Genomic DNA, 16,776 nt, shown 5'->3' with positions numbered 1-16,776 from the left:
CCGTCCGCGCGGTGGCCGACAATGGGGCGTGTGAGTGACGTGAGACATGTCCTGGTGCTGCCCGACCGTGACGCCGCGGAAGAGGCGGCCCAGGAGCTCGGGGAGAGGTTCGGGCTCGCCGAGGAGCCGCAGCTCGTCCGGGACGCCCTGGCCGGCGAGGACGACGCCGAGGACGCCCAGTGGCTGGTCGTCCTGCGGGACGAGGGCGAACGGCTGGACCCCGGCGCGCTCGACGAGTTCGCGCGCGAATGGGACGGCTGGCGCGAGGAGCCCTAGGGGGTGTCGGTTCGGATCGTGCCGGGGGCGCGGGGTCTGGCACGTGCATCCGCGGCGTTGTCGTCGGTTGTCAGGTCTCCGCCCCGGCGCCCTCCTCCGCCTTGCGGCTGCACGCACCGGACCCCGCTCGGGTCGGCCTGCGAGGCACCGTTGCCTGGAGTCGGCCCGATCCGAACGCCACCCCCTAGCAGCCGCCGGGACCGCGGGGCGTCGCCGGGCGGGGCTGGTTGTCGGTGGTGCGTGCGATGCTTGTCGCGATGGCCAGGAAGACTGCGAATGACGACCCTCTCGCCCCGGTGACCCTTGCCGTGGGCCAGGAGGACCTCCTGCTCGACCGTGCCGTGCAGGAGGTGGTGGCCGCGGCGAAGGCCGCCGACGCCGACACGGACGTCCGCGACCTGACCCCCGACCAGCTGCAGCCCGGCACGCTCGCCGAGCTCACGAGCCCCTCGCTCTTCGCCGAGCGCAAGGTCGTGGTCGTACGCAACGCGCAGGACCTGTCCGCCGACACGGTCAAGGACGTCAAGGGCTACCTCGGAGCACCCGCCGAGGAGATCACCCTCGTCCTGCTGCACGCGGGCGGCGCCAAGGGCAAGGGCCTGCTGGACGCCGCGCGCAAGGCGGGGGCGCGCGAGGTGGCGTGCCCGAAGATGACCAAGCCCGCGGACCGGCTGGCGTTCGTGCGGGGGGAGTTCCGCACCGCCGGGCGGTCGGCCACCCCGGAGGCGTGCCAGGCGCTGGTCGACGCCATCGGCAGCGACCTGCGGGAGCTGGCGTCGGCGGTGTCCCAGCTGGCCGCGGACGTCGAGGGGACGATCGACGAGGCGGTCGTCGGGCGGTACTACACCGGACGCGCCGAGGCCTCCAGCTTCACGGTCGCCGACCGGGCGGTCGAGGGACGGGCGGCGGAGGCACTGGAGGCGTTGCGTTGGTCGCTGGCGACCGGAGTGGCGCCGGTGCTGATCACCAGCGCGCTCGCCCAGGGCGTGCGGGCCATCGGCAAGCTGTCGTCCGCGCGCGGCGGACGCCCCGCCGACCTCGCCCGTGAGCTGGGGATGCCGCCGTGGAAGATCGACCGCGTCCGGCAGCAGATGCGCGGCTGGACACCGGACGGCGTGTCCGTGGCCCTGCGCGCGGTGGCCGAGGCGGACGCCGGCGTCAAGGGCGGCAGCGACGACCCGGAGTACGCGCTGGAGAAGGCCGTGGTGACCATCGCCCGGGCGGCGCGTTCACGGGGACGGGCGTAGCCCCCACCGGCAGCCGGTCGGACGGCGGCCGCCCGCACCGAAGGCCCCACCGGCAGCCGGTCAGACGGCGGCCGCTCACACCGAAGGCCCCGGTGTCCGTCCTGGGGAGGACGGGCACCGGGGCCTTCGGATCAAGCTCGAGGACCCATGCCCGCGTGGCGAACGCAGGCCGCGCATGGGTCCGGGGTGCCGGACGGGAGCGGATGAGAGAGGGCCCGCTCTGGGTCCTTCCGGCGATCAGACCAGATAAGAGGTTCAGCCCTTGAGGGCGCCGACCTTCTGCGCCAGCGCCGACTTCTTGTTGGCGGCCTGGTTCTTGTGGATGACGCCCTTGGAGACGGCCTTGTCGAGCTGGCGCGACGCAACGCGCTGGTACTCGGCGGCCTTCTCGACGTCGCCCGCGGCAGCGGCCTCACGAGCCTTGCGGATCGCGGTCTTCAGAGAGGACTTGACGGCCTTGTTGCGCAGCCGGGCCTTCTCGTTGGTCTTGTTCCGCTTGATCTGGGACTTGATGTTCGCCACGAATGAGCCTTTGCAGGTTCAGGCACGGGGCCGCACGGGTCCCGGGCCGATGATTTCTTGAGGAGTGCCTCGCGCTGAGAGGGCATGAGACACAGCCCCCCACACTACCAGCGGCCCGATGACTGGCCCAAACTCGTCCCCAACCCCTCCCAAACCCCTCCCGGTCCCCGCCCGTGGGACCATGGAGGCTACGTAACGATCCGACCCGAGACCGCAGACACTGCGGACGCCTCAAGAATCAGGACCCTGCGTGCCCGCGATCCCCAGCCATGTGCCCGAGCCGAGCCGTACCGACCCGGCGCTGATCCGCAATTTCTGCATCATCGCGCACATCGACCACGGCAAGTCCACGCTCGCCGACCGGATGCTCCAGCTGACCGGTGTGGTCGAGCAGCGGCAGATGCGCGCCCAGTACCTCGACCGCATGGACATCGAGCGCGAGCGCGGCATCACGATCAAGTCCCAGGCGGTGCGGTTGCCGTGGGCCCCGACCCACGACAAGAGCGACACGCACATCCTCAACATGATCGACACCCCCGGGCACGTCGACTTCACCTACGAGGTCTCGCGGTCGCTCGCCGCGTGCGAGGGCACGATCCTCCTCGTCGACGCCGCCCAGGGCATCGAGGCCCAGACCCTCGCCAACCTCTACCTGGCGATGGAGAACGACCTCACGATCATCCCCGTGCTGAACAAGATCGACCTGCCGGCCGCGCAGCCCGAGAAGTTCGCCGAGGAACTCGCCAACCTGGTCGGCTGCGACCCCGACGACGTGCTCAAGGTCTCCGCCAAGACCGGCCTCGGCGTCGACGCGCTGCTGGACAAGGTCGTCGCCGAGATCCCCGCCCCGGTCGGCGTCAAGGACGCCCCCGCCCGCGCGATGATCTTCGACTCGGTCTACGACTCCTACCGCGGTGTCGTGACGTACGTCCGTGTCATCGACGGCCAGCTCAACAAGCGCGAGCGCATCCGGATGATGTCGACGGGCGCCACCCACGAGCTGCTGGAGATCGGCACCAACTCGCCGGAGATGCTGTCCGCCGACGGACTCGGCGTCGGCGAGGTGGGCTACCTGATCACCGGTGTGAAGGACGTCCGCCAGTCCAAGGTCGGCGACACCGTCACCAGCCAGCACAAGGGCGCCGAGGAGGCGCTCGGCGGCTACAAGGACCCGAGGCCCATGGTCTTCTCCGGTCTGTATCCGCTGGACGGCTCCGACTACCCCGAGCTGCGCGAGGCCCTCGACAAGCTCCAGCTCAACGACGCCGCCCTGGTCTACGAGCCGGAGACCTCCGCCGCCCTCGGCTTCGGCTTCCGCGTCGGCTTCCTCGGCCTGCTGCACCTCGACGTGATCCGCGAGCGGCTGGAGCGCGAGTTCGGGCTCGACCTCATCGCCACCGCACCCAACGTGGTCTACCGCGTGGTCATGGAGGACGGCACCGAGTACACCGTCACCAACCCGAGCGAGTTCCCCGAGGGCAAGATCAACGAGGTGTACGAGCCGGTCGTGCGGGCCACGATCCTCGCGCCGACCGAGTTCATCGGCTCGATCATGGAGCTGTGCCAGACCCGGCGCGGCACCCTGCTCGGCATGGACTACCTCTCCGAGGACCGCGTCGAGATCCGCTACACCCTCCCGCTCGCGGAGATCGTCTTCGACTTCTTCGACCAGCTGAAGTCGAAGACGCGCGGATACGCCTCCCTCGACTACGAGCCCACCGGCGAGCAGACCTCCAGCCTGGTCAAGGTCGACATCCTGCTGCACGGCGACAAGGTGGACGCCTTCTCGGCGATCACCCACAAGGACGCGGCCTACGCGTACGGCGTGCGGCTCGTCGCCAAGCTGCGCGAGCTGATCCCGCGCCAGGCCTTCGAGGTGCCCATCCAGGCCGCCATCGGCTCCCGGGTGATCGCCCGCGAGACCATCCGCGCCATCCGCAAGGACGTCCTCGCCAAGTGCTACGGCGGTGACATCTCCCGTAAGCGGAAGCTGCTGGAGAAGCAGAAGGAAGGCAAGAAGCGGATGAAGATGGTGGGTTCCGTGGAGGTTCCGCAGGAAGCCTTCATCGCCGTCCTCTCCAGCGATGACAGCGCGGGATCGGGCAAGGCCAAGAAGTAACCGCGGCCCTTCCCGTACACCACGGGTAAAACGGACACGAAGGGGCTCGCCGTACGAAAGTGCGGCGGGCCCCTTCGCATGTCACGGGCGGCCTTTGTGTGAAGTGACAGGGCGCGGAGTCTTACGCGCGGGCCGGTCGCCCTTTACTCTGATGCCTGCCCCATAGTTACTCGCGAGTTAAACAACGGCCGGGAACGGTCGTGCGAGCACCAGCCCGAACACCGCCCGAGAGTGAAACCAGCCGCACCTGAGCCAGCCGCACCGTCGCGGGCCCGGAGGATGTCGTGAGCGACACACAGACACTGATCGAGAACCGTCCGCCCTCCGTGGCGGGACTCTTCCTGGAGCGTGTGGCGGCCACGCCGGACGCCGAGGCGTACCGCTACCCGGTCCCACCGGTCTCCGGCGAGGGCCCGGACGACTGGAAGTCGCTCACCTGGGCACAGGCCGCCGAGCGGGTCTACGCGATCGCGGCCGGACTGATCGAGCTCGGCGTGCAGTCCGAGCAGCGCGTGGCGCTGGCCTCCTCCACCCGGCTGGAGTGGATCCTCGCCGACCTCGGCATCATGTGCGCCGGCGCCGCGACGACCACGGTCTACCCGCAGACCAACGCGGAGGAGTCGGCGTACATCCTGTCCGACTCCGAGAGCCGGGTGCTGATCGCGGAGGACGCCGCCCAGCTCGCCAAGGCCAGGGAGAAGCGGGCCGAGCTGCCCGATCTCACCCACGTGGTGGTGATCGACGCGGCGGGCGCCGACACCACCGAGGACTGGGTCCTCACCCTCGAAGAGCTGGAGCGCCGGGGCGCGGCCCGCCTGGAGAAGGACCCGGAGCTGGTCAAGGAGCGGGTCGGCGCGCTCACCAAGGACCAGCTCGCCACCCTCATCTACACCTCCGGCACCACCGGCAAGCCGAAGGGCGTCCGCCTCCCGCACGACAACTGGTCGTACATGGCGAAGGCGATCGCGGCGACCGGCCTGGTCACCGAGGACGACGTGCAGTACCTGTGGCTGCCGCTCGCGCACGTCTTCGGCAAGGTGCTCACCTCCGGCCAGATCGAGGTCGGTCACGTCACCGCCGTCGACGGCCGCGTCGACAAGATCATCGAGAATCTGCCGGTCGTCCAGCCGACCTACATGGCGGCCGTCCCGCGCATCTTCGAGAAGGTCTACAACGGCGTCGCCGCCAAAGCCCGCGCGGGCGGCGGGGCCAAGTACAAGATCTTCCAGTGGGCCGCCGGCGTCGCCCGCGAGTACGCCAAGGTCACCCAGGACAACTTCAAGCGCACCGGCACCGCGAGCGCCCCCTTCGGCCTCGCCTCCAGGCACAAGGTCGCCGACACCCTCGTCTACGCCAAGATCCGCGAGGCCTTCGGCGGCCGGCTGCGGGCCTGCGTGTCCGGCTCGGCCGCCCTCGCGCCCGAGATCGGCTACTTCTTCGCCGGCGCCGGCATCCACATCCTGGAGGGCTACGGCCTCACCGAGTCCTCCGCGGCCTCCTTCGTGAACCCCGGCGAGGCCTACCGCACCGGCACGGTCGGCAAGCCGCTGCCCGGCACCGAGGTGCGCATCGCCGACGACGGCGAGATCCTGCTGCGCGGCCCCGGCATCATGGAGGGCTACCACAAGCTGCCCGAGAAGACCGCCGAGGTGCTGGAGTCCGACGGCTGGTTCCACACCGGCGACATCGGCGAGCTCTCGCCCGACGGCTACCTGCGCATCACCGACCGCAAGAAGGACCTGATCAAGACGTCGGGCGGCAAGTACATCGCGCCCGCCGAGGTCGAGGGACAGTTCAAGGCGGTCTGCCCGTACGTCTCCAACATCCTGGTCCACGGCGCCGACCGGAACTTCTGCACGGCGCTCATCGCCCTCGACGAGGCCGCGATCACGGAGTGGGCGAAGGAGAACGGCCTGGACGGCAAGCCGTACGCCGACATCGTCGCGGCACCGGAGACGGTCGAGATGGTCGACGGCTACGTCAAGCAGCTCAACGAGGGTCTCCAGCGCTGGCAGACCATCAAGAAGTTCCGCCTGCTGCCCCGCGACCTCGACGTGGAGCACGGCGAGATCACCCCGAGCCTGAAGCTGAAGCGGCCGGTGGTGGAGCGCGAGTACAAGCACCTGATCGAGGAGATGTACGAGGGCTCGCGCGAGGCGTAGCGCCCGGACGGCGCGGTGCGTACGGCCGACGCTCGAACATGTCCGTCTTCCGGCCGTGTTCGAGCGTTCGCCTAGCACGGTTCTCACCCATGGCGGCCCACTTCGGTAACTCCACGCATCCGGGCGGGGCCGGTCTGTCACTCTGTCGGCAACGACTGCGAAGTATTCGCACGAACTGCCCGGGGAGCCGTCCATGGGGGCCATTCCGACGCAACGGGAGACCGTCTCCTGTGTCAGCGGGGCGTCCGCGCCCTCCGCCGAGGTGTCCGCCCGGGAGTGCGCGCGGGCGCACATGACCCTGCTCGGCAGCTCCCTCGCGGCGGGCGCGGCCCGTGCGATGGTGCGGGCCACGCTCGCCGACTGGGCCGCGCTCGGCCTGCCCGGGGCGCAGCAGCTGACCGGCCACCTCGCCGCCGACGCGCTGGTGGTCGTCAGCGAGCTGGTCACCAACGCCGTCGTGCACGCCGGGACCGACGTCGAGGTGGGCCTCCGGCTGGAGGAGACGGGCACGCTCGTCGTCGAGGCCACCGACCACCACCCCACCCGTGCGCCGAGGGGCGGCGACCGCGAGACGCCGGACGAGACCCCCGAGTACGGGCGCGGTCTGCGGCTCGTCGCCGCGCTCTCGGAGGCCTGGGGCATCACCTACCGGCCGGGCACCAAGACCGTGTGGGCGCGCCTGACCGCGGCGGGCGACGAGGCCGCCGAACGGATCGAGGCGTACACCGGGGAGCGGGGCGCGCGGAGCACCGAGTCCCCGGACGGCTGCGCCGGCCCGGCGGGCACCGAGTGCGCGGCGGACGGGCCGGACGGCGTGGACGGGCCGGACCGCCCGCAGTGGCCCGACTGGGGAGACGGCACGGCAGAACCCGGACGGCGCGGTGTCCACGACCGGGAGTGGCTGGGCCGCGGCGCCCTGTCCTTCCTCGCCGAGGCCTCCGACCTGCTGGCCGGACAGCTCGATGAGGACCTGGTCGCCTCCCTCACCGGCCAGCTGATCGTGCCGCGCCTCGCCGACTGGTGCGCCGTGTGGCTCGACGACGAGTCCCTGGGCCGGGGAGGCTGGGGCGACGACACCGGGGCGGCCGTGGGAGCGCGGCTGGCCCGCGTCTGGCACAGCAGCGAGAGCCACGTCGACGACCTGTGGCTCGCCCTGGAGAAGGACCCGCCCCGCTCCCGCGACCCGTGGCGTTCCGGTCCCGTCGCGCATCCCTGGCCGGGCGACGCCCTCGGTCCGCACGGCGCGCACGGCGCCGCGCTCGCCTACCGCCTGGTCGCCGGCGGCCGGCCGCTGGGCACCCTGGTCATCGGGCGGGCCGGCACCCCCCGCTTCCCCGACGAGATCAGCGGCCTGGTCGAGGACCTCAGCCGCCGGGTGGCGCTCGCCATCGGCGCCGCCCGCCAGTACGCCCGCCAGGCCACCATCAGCGCCGTCCTCCAGCGCGGCCTGCTGCCCGGCGCCGTCGCCGAGATCCCGGGAGTGCGCAGCGCCCTCGTCTACGAACCGTGTGACAAGGGCGGCCCCAGCGGCGACTTCTACGACCTCTTCCCGGCCGGTGACGGCCGCTGGTGCTTCACCGTCGGCGACGTCCAGGGCAAGGGCCCCGAGGCCGCCGTCGTCATCGGGCTCGCCCGGCCCTGGCTGCGGCTGCTGGCCCGCGAGGGGTACGGCGTCCCCGACGTCCTCGACCGCCTCAACCAGTTGCTCCTCGACGACGCCATCGAGGCCGCGGACGCCGCCGCCCGCGCCCTGGTCGCCGTCGGCGGCCGTCCGGTTGCCCCGGGCGACGGACCGCAGACCCGCTTCCTGTCCCTGCTCTACGGCGAACTCGTCCCGGTCGGCGACGGCGTCGTCCGCTGCACCCTCGCCTCCGCCGGACACCCGCTGCCGCTGCTGCTCTCTCCCGACGGCGCCGTCCGCACGGTCGCCGAGCCGGGGACCCTCCTCGGCGTCCTGGAGGACGCGACGTACACCAGCGAGACCTTCGAGCTGCGGTCCGGCGAGACCCTGCTGTGCGTCACGGACGGCGTCACCGAGCGGCGCAGCGGCTCCCGCCAGTTCGACGACGGCGACGGGCTCGCGGCGGCACTCGCCGGGTGCGCGGGGCTGGACGCCGGGCTGGTCGCCGAGCGCATCCGGCGGCTGGTGCACGAGTTCGGGGCCCGTCCCCCGGAGGACGACCTCGCCCTGCTGGTGCTCCAGGCGGAGTAACCGCGGCGGTACGGGACAATGGAACGCATGCCCTCCGCACTCCCCGACGGCGAGCCCGTCCCCGCCGACGGTGCCCTGCCCGCGTCCGCGCTCACCGGGGCCGCCGACCGCCCCCTCGGCTTCTACCTGCACGTCCCGTACTGCGCGACCCGCTGCGGCTACTGCGACTTCAACACCTACACCGCGACCGAGCTGCGCGGCACCGGCGGCGTCCTCGCCTCCCGCGACAACTACGCCGAGACACTCGTCGACGAGGTCCGCCTCGCCCGCAAGGTGCTCGGCGACGACCCCCGCGAGGTCCGCACGGTCTTCGTCGGCGGCGGTACACCCACCCTGCTGGCCGCCGGTGACCTGGTACGCATGCTGCACGCGATCCGCGACGAGTTCGGCCTCGCGGCGGACGCGGAGGTGACGACCGAGGCCAATCCGGAGTCGGTCGACCCGGCGTACCTCGCCACCCTCCGCGAGGGCGGCTTCAACCGGATCTCCTTCGGCATGCAGAGCGCGCGGCAGCACGTCCTGAAGGTGCTGGACCGCACCCACACCCCGGGCCGCCCCGAGGCGTGCGTCGCCGAGGCCCGCGCGGCCGGCTTCGAGCACGTCAACCTCGACCTGATCTACGGCACGCCGGGGGAGTCCGACGACGACTGGCGGGCCTCGCTGGACGCGGCGCTCGGCGCCGGACCCGACCACGTCTCCGCGTACGCGCTGATCGTGGAGGAGGGCACGCAGCTCGCCCGGCGCATCCGGCGCGGCGAGGTCCCGATGACCGACGACGACGTGCACGCCGACCGGTACCTGATCGCCGAGGAGACGCTGTCCGCGGCGGGCTTCGACTGGTACGAGGTGTCGAACTGGGCCACCTCCGACGCGGGGCGGTGCCTGCACAACGAGCTGTACTGGCGGGGGGCCGACTGGTGGGGGGCCGGTCCGGGGGCGCACTCGCACGTGGGCGGGGTGCGGTGGTGGAACGTGAAGCATCCGGGGGCGTACGCGGGGGCGCTGGCGGCGGGGAAGTCGCCGGGAGCGGGGCGGGAGGTGCTGACGGACGAGGACCGGCGGGTGGAGCGTGTTCTGCTGGAGTTGCGGCTCCGGGAGGGGGTGCCGTTGTCGCTCCTTCGTGAGGAGGGTCTCGCCGCGTCTCGCCGGGCCCTGTCGGACGGGTTGCTCCAGGAGGGGCCGTACGGGGAGGGGCGGGCCGTGCTCACGCTGCGCGGGCGGTTGCTGGCGGATGCGGTCGTGCGGGACCTGGTGGACTGACCAGGCCTTTTTCTCGCCGCCGCCGCCCCTTCCCGTTCCCGGCCTCCGGGGGCTGCGCCCCCCAGCCCCCCCGCTTCGGCCTGGGCGGCCTCGTTCTCCAACGCCGGACGGGCTGAGATCAGCCCCTCCGGCATTCGAGGACGAGGCTCACGTCGTCACGAAGTCGATCAGTTCCTCCACCCGGCCCAGCAGCTCCGGCTGCAGGTCCTTGTACGACCGCACCCGGCCCAGGATGTGCTGCCAGGCGGCGCCCGTGTTCTCCGGCCAGCCGAGCGCCCGGCACACCCCTGTCTTCCAGTCCTGGCCGCGCGGCACCCGCGGCCAGCCGGCGATCCCCACGGACGACGGCTTCACCGCCTCCCAGATGTCGATGTACGGGTGACCCACGACCAGCGCGTGCTCGCTCGTCACCGCCTCCGCGATCCGCCACTCCTTCGACCCCGGCACCAGGTGGTCCACCAGGACACCCAGCCGCGCGTCCGCGCCCGGCGCGAAGTCGGCGACGATGGAGGGCAGGTCGTCGACGCCCTCCAGGTACTCCACGACCACGCCCTCGATGCGCAGGTCGTCGCCCCACACCTTCTCGACCAGCTCGGCGTCGTGCCGCCCCTCGACGTAGATGCGCCCGGCGCGGGCCACGCGCGCGCGTGCGCCCGGGACGGCCACGGAGCCGGATGCCGTGCGGGTGGGACGCGCCGGTCCCGCGGCGGGCTTCACCAGGGTCACCACCCGCCCCTCCAGCAGGAAACCGCGCGGCTCCATCGGGAACACCCGGTGCTTGCCGAAGCGGTCCTCCAGCGTCACCGTGCCCGCCTCGCAGCGGATCACCGCGCCGCAGAAGCCGGTGCCGGGCTCCTCGACCACCAGACCGGGGTCGGCCGGTACCTCGGGCACCGGCTGCGGCTTCTTCCACGGCGGGGTCAGATCGGCGGAGTACTGGCGCATTCTGCCGACGATACGAGGAATACGCCGGCCGTGATCAGCGCGACACGCCGAAGCGGGCGGCCAGCGCGTCCCGTTGGGCCCGGACGAACGCCGCGTCCACCACCGCGCCGTGGCCGGGAACGTACAGCGCGTCCTCGCCTCCCAGGTCGAGCAGCCGGTCGAGGGCGGCCGGCCAGTGGGACGGCACGGCGTCGGGGCCGGCCTGCGGCTCGCCCGACTCCTCGACCAGGTCCCCGCAGAACACGGTCTCCGGGTCGCCCGGCACCAGTACCGCGAGGTCGTGGCCGGTGTGCCCCGGGCCCACGTTGGCCAGCAGCACCTGCCGGCCGCCGCCCAGGTCGAGCGTCCACTCGCCGCACACCTCGTGGCGCACCGCGACGAGGGCGTCCACGGCCTCCTCCGCGAGCCGGACGTCCAGGCCGTGGGCCACCGCGTCCGCCCGCAGCGCCTCCCGGCCGCTCGCCAGCAGCGCGGCCGTGCCCACCGCCCCGAACACCTCCGCGCCCGCGAACGCCGGGGCGCCGAGGACGTGGTCGAAGTGCGGGTGGGTCAGCGCGAGATGCGTCACACGGTGCCCGGCCAGTTCCTGCGCCGCCACGCGCAACCGCGCCCCTTCACCGAGGCTCGACCCGGCGTCGACCAACAGCGCCGTGTCCGCGCCGACGACCAGCCCCGCCGTGCAGTCCCACACCGGCAGGCGGCACCGCCCCACCCCGGCCGCCAGCCGCTCCCATCCCAGGTCTTCCCAAGTCACCGTCACACCGGCGACGCTAGCGCCGGGACGGCTCCCGGGCACGACGGTGGCGCCCCGGCCTTGCCGGGGGCGTACCCGGCGGCCGTACACTGGGCCGGGGAAGTCTGGCACTCGCACACGCAGAGTGCCAGGGAGAACACCGGGCGGACGGCTTCTGGAGGTGTGCGCGATGCTCAGTGAACGCAGGCTGAAGGTGCTGCGCGCGATCGTCCAGGACTACGTCGGCACCGAGGAGCCCGTCGGCTCCAAGGCCCTCACCGAGCGGCACAACCTCGGCGTCTCCCCGGCCACCGTGCGCAACGACATGGCGGCCCTGGAGGACGAGGGCTTCATCGCCCAGCCGCACACCAGCGCCGGGCGGATCCCGACCGACAAGGGCTACCGGCTCTTCGTCGACAAGCTGGCCGGCGTCAAGCCGATGACCGCGCCCGAGCGGCGTGCCATCCAGAACTTCCTGGAGGGCGCCGTCGACCTCGACGACGTGGTGGCCCGCACGGTGCGGCTGCTCGCGCAGCTGACCCGGCAGGTCGCCGTCGTGCAGTACCCCTCGCTGACCCGCTCGACCGTGCGGCACGTGGAGTTGCTCTCCCTGGCGCCCGCGCGCCTGATGCTCGTGCTGATCACGGACACCGGGCGGGTCGAGCAGCGCATGGTCGACTGCCCGGCGCCCTTCGGCGAGGCGTCCCTCGCGGATCTGCGCGCGCGGCTCAACAGCCGGGTCGCGGGGCGCCGGTTCTCGGACGTCCCGAGCCTGGTCGAGGATCTGCCGGAGGCCTTCGAGGCCGAGGACCGCGGTACGGTCTCCACCGTGCTCTCCACTCTGCTGGAGACACTGGTCGAGGAGAACGAGGAGCGGCTGATGATCGGCGGCACCGCCAATCTCACCCGCTTCGGGCACGACTTCCCCCTCATGATCCGGCCCGTCCTGGAGGCCCTCGAGGAGCAGGTCGTGCTCCTCAAGCTGCTCGGCGAGGCGAAGGATCCGGGCGTGACCGTCCGTATCGGTCATGAGAACGCCCACGAAGGACTCAACTCCACGTCCGTCGTGTCGGTGGGCTACGGTTCGGGCGGCGAGGCGGTTGCCAAGCTCGGCGTGGTCGGACCGACCCGCATGGACTACCCGGGAACGATGGGAGCGGTACGCGCAGTGGCACGGTACGTCGGACAGATCCTGGCGGAGTCGTAGGTGGCCACGGACTACTACGCCGTACTCGGCGTACGCCGCGACGCGTCCCAGGACGAGATCAAGAAGGCGTTCCGGAGGCTCGCCCGCGAGCTGCACCCGGACGTCAACCCCGATCCGAAGACCCAGGAGCGGTTCAAGGAGATCAACGCCGCCTACGAGGTGCTGTCGGACCCGCAGAAGAAGCAGGTCTACGACCTCGGCGGCGACCCGCTCTCGCAGGCCGCCGGCGGCGGCGCGGGCGGCTTCGGCGCGGGTGGCTTCGGGAACTTCTCGGACATCATGGACGCGTTCTTCGGTACGGCGTCGCAGCGCGGTCCGCGCTCGCGCACGCGCCGGGGCCAGGACGCGATGATCCGTATCGAGGTCGAGCTGGACGAGGCCGCGTTCGGTACGACCAAGGACATCCAGGTCGACACGGCGGTCGTCTGCAACACCTGCAACGGCGAGGGCGCGGCCCCCGGCACCACGGCCCAGACGTGTGACATGTGCCGCGGCCGCGGTGAGGTGTCGCAGGTCACCCGGTCCTTCCTGGGCCAGGTCATGACCTCCCGGCCCTGCCCCCAGTGCCAGGGCTTCGGCACCGTCGTCCCGACCCCGTGCCCCGAGTGCGCGGGCGACGGCCGGGTCCGCTCCCGGCGCACCCTGACCGTGAAGATCCCGGCCGGTGTGGACAACGGCACGCGGATCCAGCTCGCGGGCGAGGGCGAGGTCGGCCCCGGCGGCGGCCCCGCCGGCGACCTGTACGTCGAGATCCACGAGCTGCCGCACTCGACCTTCCAGCGCCGCGGCGACGACCTGCACTGCACGGTCACCATCCCGATGACGGCGGCGGCCCTCGGCACGAAGGTGCCGCTGGAGACCCTCGACGGCATGGAGGAGGTCGACATCCGCCCGGGCACCCAGTCCGGCCAGTCGATCCCGCTGCACGGGCGCGGCGTCACCCATCTGCGCGGCGGCGGCCGGGGCGACCTCATCGTCCACGTCGAGGTCACCACCCCGACCAAGCTCGACCCCGAGCAGGAACGCGTCCTGCGCGAGCTGGCCAAGCTGCGCGGCGAGGAACGGCCCCAGGGCCAGTTCCAGCCGGGTCAGCAGGGTCTGTTCTCGCGGCTGAAGGACGCGTTCAACGGGCGTTGACCGACGCGTTCGACGGGCGCTGACATGGGCCGTCGGCAGGGCCTCGGGGTGCTGGTGCTCCTGGCGTATGCCGACGGAAGCCCGGATTCGGACTTGTGCGGGGGACGTGGCAACATTCGCTCATGTCCTCCGCACTGACCGATCTCTTCCCCTACCCGATCGTGCAGGCGCCCATGGCGGGCGGCGTCTCCGTGCCGCAGCTCGCCGCCGCGGTCTGCGAGGCGGGAGGGCTGGGATTCCTGGCCGCCGGGTACAAGACCGCGGACGGGATGTACCAGGAGATCAAGCAGGTGCGGGGGCTGACCGCCCGCCCGTTCGGCGTCAACCTCTTCATGCCGCAGCCGGAGACGGCCGACCCCTCGGCCGTCGGCGTCTACGCCCATCAGCTGGCCGGCGAGGCAGCCTGGTACGAGACCGAGCTCGGCGACCCCGACTGCGGCCGGGACGACGGCTACGACACCAAGCTCGCGGTGCTGCTGGACAACCCGGTGCCCGTGGTGTCGTTCCACTTCGGCGTGCCGAGCCGCGAGGTCGTCGACTCGCTCCACCGCGTCGGCACGTTCACCCTCGTCACGGCGACCACCGCCGACGAGGCCCGGGCCGTCGAGCAGGCCGGCGCCGACGCGGTGATCGCGCAGGGCGTCGAGGCCGGCGGACACCAGGGCACCCACCGCGACCACCTGGAGACCGGCGGCGCCGGGATCGGGCTGCTGTCGCTGGTCGCCCAGATCCGGGAGACGGTGAGCCTGCCCGTCGTCGCCGCCGGCGGCATCATGCGCGGCGCCCAGATCGCCGCGGTGCTCGCGGCCGGCGCGAGCGCGGCCCAGCTGGGCACCGCGTTCCTCGCCACCCCCGAGTCCGGCGCGCACGCCCTGCACAAGCAGGCGCTGACCAACCCGCTGTTCGTCCGCACCGAACTGACCCGCGCCTTCTCCGGCCGCCCCGCCCGCGGCCTGGTCAACCGCTTCCTGCGCGAGCACGGCCCGTACGCCCCCGCCGCCTACCCGGAGGTGCACCACCTCACCGCGCCGCTGCGCAAGGCCGCGGCGAAGGCGGGCGACGCGCAGGGCATGGCGCTGTGGGCGGGACAGGGCCACCGGCTGGCCCGGGAGCTGCCCGCGGGGCAGTTGGTGGAGGTGCTCGCCGCCGAACTCGCGTCCGCGGGGACAGCGTTGTCGCAGTACGTGACGGGAGGTACGGGCCGATGACGGCTCCGGTGTTCGTGGTCGACTCGCTCCGGTCCGGGGACCTGACCGGCGGTGAGTACGTCCTCGACGGCCCCGAGGGACGGCACGCCGTCTCCGTGAAGCGGCTGCGGGCCGGCGAGGACGTCGTCCTCACCGACGGACGCGGACGCTGGGCCGAGGGCGTGGTGAAGGCGGCCGAGGGCAAGGACCGCCTGGTCGTGGCCGGTCTGGAGAGCGTCCACGAGGAGCCGTCGGAACAGCCCCGCGTCACCGTCGTCCAGGCGCTCCCCAAGGGCGACCGCGGTGAGCTGGCCGTCGAGACGATGACCGAGGTCGGTGTCGACGCGATCGTGCCGTGGGCGGCGTCCCGCTGCATCACCCAGTGGAAGGGCGACCGCGGTCTGAAGGCGCTCGGCAAGTGGCGGGCGACGGCCCGGGAGGCCGGCAAGCAGTCCCGCCGGGTCCGCTTCCCCGACGTCGCGGACGCGGCGAGCAGCAAGCAGGTTGCGTCACTTCTGGCCGACGCGGCCTTCGCCGCCGTGCTCCACGAGAGCGGCGAGGAGCCGCTGGCCTCCGTCGAACTCCCCGCAGCCGGCGACATCGTGCTGGTCGTCGGTCCCGAAGGGGGCGTGTCCCCCGAGGAGTTGGCGCTCTTCGCGCAGGCGGGCGCCAAGCCCTACCGCCTGGGCCGCAGCGTGCTGCGCACCTCCACCGCGGGTACCGCGGCGACCGCCGTCCTCCTGGCGCGCACCGGCCGCTGGTCCTGACGGCGCCGGTCAGCCGTCCGCCGTGCGGGCGGCGGCGACCGCCGCGAACAGGTCCCAGCCGTCCAGCTCCGCGGACCGGCCGAGCAGGCCGCGCCGGGCCGCCTCGTCGGCGAAGGCCCGTACGACACCGGGCTCGTGCAGGTTGAGCGACTCGTCCCCCACGGCCACGCAGCCCGAGGGCAGGAACCCGTCGGGGACGAACCGGCCCTCGCCGCCACGGAACAGCAGGCGGGTCCGCGTCCCGTCCCGGGACAGGGTGAGCACCTCCTGGCAGGGCTCCGTGACGCTGTGCCGGTGACGCACCGACCACACGTAGGTCGTGGTCCCGTCCACGACGAGCTTTCTGAGCCGGCGTCCGCTGCGCATCCGCCCACGGTAGTGAGGAGTGGCCGTATGCGCCCTACCGCGAGCCCCGCACCGGTGGCAGGCTGCCCTCCATGGGGGCATTGAGACGGATTTGGCGCATCCCGAGCATCGTGAGCGTCCCGAGCACGCGGGGCGGCCGGCGGGTGGTGCCGGTGGCCGTCGGCGCGGTGGTCGCCGTCGGCGGACTCGTCGCCTGCGACCCGGGCGGACTCAGCTCCGCGTCGGTGGCGTACACGACCGACCAGACGGTGACCCGCGAACTCGACCGGCGGGACGCCGGGGTGCGGTGGCTCACCTGCACCGCCTCCTTCGAGGGCGACGGCGCCACCGCGTCGGCGGGCGAGGACACCGTCGCCTCGGTCGACTGCGAGGGCAAGACGGACGACGGGCAGGACATCACCGTCCACGGCAAGGTCACCCGAGTCGTCAACGGCGCCTGCGTGCGCGGCGATCTGACGGCCGAGGTGGGCGGCAAGGAGTGGTTCCACGTCAAGGGACTGGGGAACTGCGACGCCAGGACCTCCCCGCCCGCGAACCGGCCCACCCACGACCGGCCGGGCCCCACGGTCACCGTCACCCGGACCATCTGGTGCCCGGACGATCCGCACTGCCGGCCCGTGGAGGGCAAGTAGCCCG

Annotated in this window: 15 protein-coding genes; 11 read left to right on the top strand and 4 right to left on the bottom strand. The window is 72.5% G+C overall.

Going from position 1 to position 16,776, the window contains the following annotated elements:
- The first annotated feature begins 30 nt into the window (after positions 1-30).
- Together ACIRG6_RS02915 and holA are read left to right on the top strand one after the other, a co-directional pair.
- Positions 31-276 (top strand): hypothetical protein, encoded by a 246-nt coding sequence (locus tag ACIRG6_RS02915; RefSeq protein ID WP_189227857.1) that lies wholly within the window; start codon positions 31-33, stop codon positions 274-276.
- A gap of 257 nt (positions 277-533) precedes the next feature.
- A complete protein-coding gene (holA, locus tag ACIRG6_RS02910) occupies positions 534-1,523 on the top strand; it encodes a DNA polymerase III subunit delta (protein ID WP_189227858.1) in 990 nt (329 codons plus the stop codon).
- Between the two features lie 255 nt (positions 1,524-1,778).
- On the opposite strand, the gene rpsT is transcribed toward holA, so the two are convergent.
- Entirely contained in the window at positions 1,779-2,045 is a 267-nt protein-coding gene (gene rpsT, locus ACIRG6_RS02905) for a 30S ribosomal protein S20 (protein ID WP_239768107.1), read from the bottom strand.
- 250 nt (positions 2,046-2,295) lie between these two features.
- On the opposite strand from rpsT, the gene lepA reads away from it, so the two are divergent.
- From lepA to hemW, 4 genes are all read left to right on the top strand, one after another.
- Complete coding sequence (gene lepA / locus ACIRG6_RS02900; protein ID WP_239768109.1) at positions 2,296-4,164, top strand: translation elongation factor 4; 1,869 nt, start codon at positions 2,296-2,298, stop codon at positions 4,162-4,164.
- A 284-nt stretch (positions 4,165-4,448) separates the two neighbouring features.
- Positions 4,449-6,326 carry an AMP-dependent synthetase/ligase gene (locus tag ACIRG6_RS02895; protein ID WP_350721277.1) on the top strand — a complete coding sequence of 626 codons (1,878 nt, stop codon included), beginning with the start codon at positions 4,449-4,451 and terminating at the stop codon, positions 6,324-6,326.
- A 193-nt stretch (positions 6,327-6,519) separates the two neighbouring features.
- Positions 6,520-8,538, top strand: coding sequence for a SpoIIE family protein phosphatase (locus ACIRG6_RS02890; protein ID WP_364679569.1), 2,019 nt, complete (start codon positions 6,520-6,522; stop codon positions 8,536-8,538).
- 27 nt (positions 8,539-8,565) lie between these two features.
- Positions 8,566-9,798, top strand: coding sequence for a radical SAM family heme chaperone HemW (hemW, locus tag ACIRG6_RS02885; RefSeq protein WP_364679566.1), 1,233 nt, complete (start codon positions 8,566-8,568; stop codon positions 9,796-9,798).
- Between the two features lie 147 nt (positions 9,799-9,945).
- Here hemW and ACIRG6_RS02880 read toward each other — a convergent pair whose 3' ends face one another.
- Positions 9,946-10,743, bottom strand: a complete 798-nt coding sequence (locus ACIRG6_RS02880; protein ID WP_364819263.1) for a DUF3097 domain-containing protein — start codon at positions 10,741-10,743, stop codon at positions 9,946-9,948.
- A gap of 34 nt (positions 10,744-10,777) precedes the next feature.
- Positions 10,778-11,503, bottom strand: coding sequence for an MBL fold metallo-hydrolase (locus ACIRG6_RS02875; RefSeq protein ID WP_364819261.1), 726 nt, complete (start codon positions 11,501-11,503; stop codon positions 10,778-10,780).
- Between the two features lie 163 nt (positions 11,504-11,666).
- Here ACIRG6_RS02875 and hrcA point away from each other — a divergent pair, with 163 nt between their 5' ends.
- The 4 genes from hrcA (at position 11,667) to ACIRG6_RS02855 (ending at position 15,774) form a co-directional block, all read left to right on the top strand.
- Positions 11,667-12,683, top strand: coding sequence for a heat-inducible transcriptional repressor HrcA (hrcA, locus tag ACIRG6_RS02870; protein WP_077798810.1), 1,017 nt, complete (start codon positions 11,667-11,669; stop codon positions 12,681-12,683).
- Complete coding sequence (gene dnaJ, locus ACIRG6_RS02865) at positions 12,684-13,820, top strand: molecular chaperone DnaJ (RefSeq protein ID WP_364679557.1); 1,137 nt, start codon at positions 12,684-12,686, stop codon at positions 13,818-13,820.
- Between the two features lie 122 nt (positions 13,821-13,942).
- Positions 13,943-15,028, top strand: a complete 1,086-nt coding sequence (locus tag ACIRG6_RS02860; RefSeq protein WP_239768122.1) for a nitronate monooxygenase — start codon at positions 13,943-13,945, stop codon at positions 15,026-15,028.
- On the top strand, positions 15,025-15,774 hold the full coding sequence (locus tag ACIRG6_RS02855) for a 16S rRNA (uracil(1498)-N(3))-methyltransferase (protein WP_364679554.1): 750 nt from the start codon (positions 15,025-15,027) through the stop codon (positions 15,772-15,774). Before ACIRG6_RS02860 ends, ACIRG6_RS02855 begins: the two co-directional genes overlap by 4 nt.
- Positions 15,775-15,783: 9 nt before the next feature.
- Here ACIRG6_RS02855 and ACIRG6_RS02850 read toward each other — a convergent pair whose 3' ends face one another.
- Positions 15,784-16,140 (bottom strand): hypothetical protein, encoded by a 357-nt coding sequence (locus ACIRG6_RS02850; RefSeq protein WP_350721270.1) that lies wholly within the window; start codon positions 16,138-16,140, stop codon positions 15,784-15,786.
- A 71-nt stretch (positions 16,141-16,211) separates the two neighbouring features.
- Here ACIRG6_RS02850 and ACIRG6_RS02845 point away from each other — a divergent pair, with 71 nt between their 5' ends.
- Positions 16,212-16,772, top strand: coding sequence for a hypothetical protein (locus ACIRG6_RS02845; protein ID WP_381687483.1), 561 nt, complete (start codon positions 16,212-16,214; stop codon positions 16,770-16,772).
- Positions 16,773-16,776: the final 4 nt, after the last annotated feature.

This window comes from Streptomyces flaveolus, assembly GCF_044765825.1.
In the GTDB taxonomy this organism is placed as follows: Bacteria; Actinomycetota; Actinomycetes; order Streptomycetales; family Streptomycetaceae; genus Streptomyces; species Streptomyces flaveolus.
The sequence above is the reverse complement of the archived record's forward strand: the minus strand, read 5'-3'. Positions and strand labels throughout refer to the sequence as shown.